The organism is Hyphomonas atlantica corrig., from assembly GCF_000682715.1.
Taxonomy (GTDB): domain Bacteria; phylum Pseudomonadota; class Alphaproteobacteria; order Caulobacterales; family Hyphomonadaceae; genus Hyphomonas; species Hyphomonas atlantica.
This window is the reverse complement of sequence record NZ_AWFH01000048.1, coordinates 1-740: the sequence shown is the minus strand read 5'-3', so window position 1 is coordinate 740 and position 740 is coordinate 1. Positions and strand designations below refer to the sequence as shown.

The 740-nt window shown below is 59.5% G+C and carries 1 protein-coding gene; it reads right to left on the bottom strand.

The features are described from left to right. Positions 1-39 precede the first annotated feature (39 nt). A partial coding sequence (locus HY36_RS18555) for a hypothetical protein (RefSeq protein WP_035554120.1) occupies positions 40-740 on the bottom strand: 701 nt, incomplete at its 5' end.

The window sequence follows — 740 nt, the reverse complement described above, 5'->3', positions numbered from 1 at the left end:
AGTCCTGCTTGCGGATGGAGGTGGCGAGGCGCTGGAGGATCACTGGCGGCGCTCCAGTTCGGCTTCGATTACCTCCAGGGCGATTTCTGCTGTCTGGTTCTGGACTATGAGATCAGCTGGCGTAGCGGTGTGGAGGCCGACCCATTCAGTGAGAAGGAGCGGGATGTCAGGCGTGTCGGCAATTCTTCCGACAGCCCGCTCGGCGGCTTTGTCGCTGATGCCTTTCGCGCAATCGAGAATGTAGGTCTCGGCACCGTCGTTCAGGATGTAACAATTATCCCAGTAGAATTCCTGCGCGTCGAACGGGATGAGCTGGCGTACGCGGGAGCGATAGGCAGGCATCTCGTTGGTGATTGACAGGGTGGCATTCTGGGCAAGGTAGCCTTCGACCACGTCGACGATGTCGCGAGAGCGAGGAAAGCCCTGCCGGCGCATTTCGTCATAGGTGGACCGGTCGACCTCGATAGATTGCCACTGTGAGGCGTGAAAGAAATCGACCAGCACATTCCAGCACTCATCACCGCAGCTTTCGTCTGACTCAAGGAAATCAAGCGAGCGCTTGCCGGCAGCGACCACCTGCTGGATGGCATCGACTTTCTGATCGGTGAGGCGGATGGATGTCTCGATTTCCTGATGCAGTGCGCGGAGGAGTTCGGTTTCCTGCGCCCGCTCGGCGCGAGCCTCGTTCCAGTTGCCGAGCTGGAGGCCGAGGAACACGCCGAGCACGACGATCAGTGTCT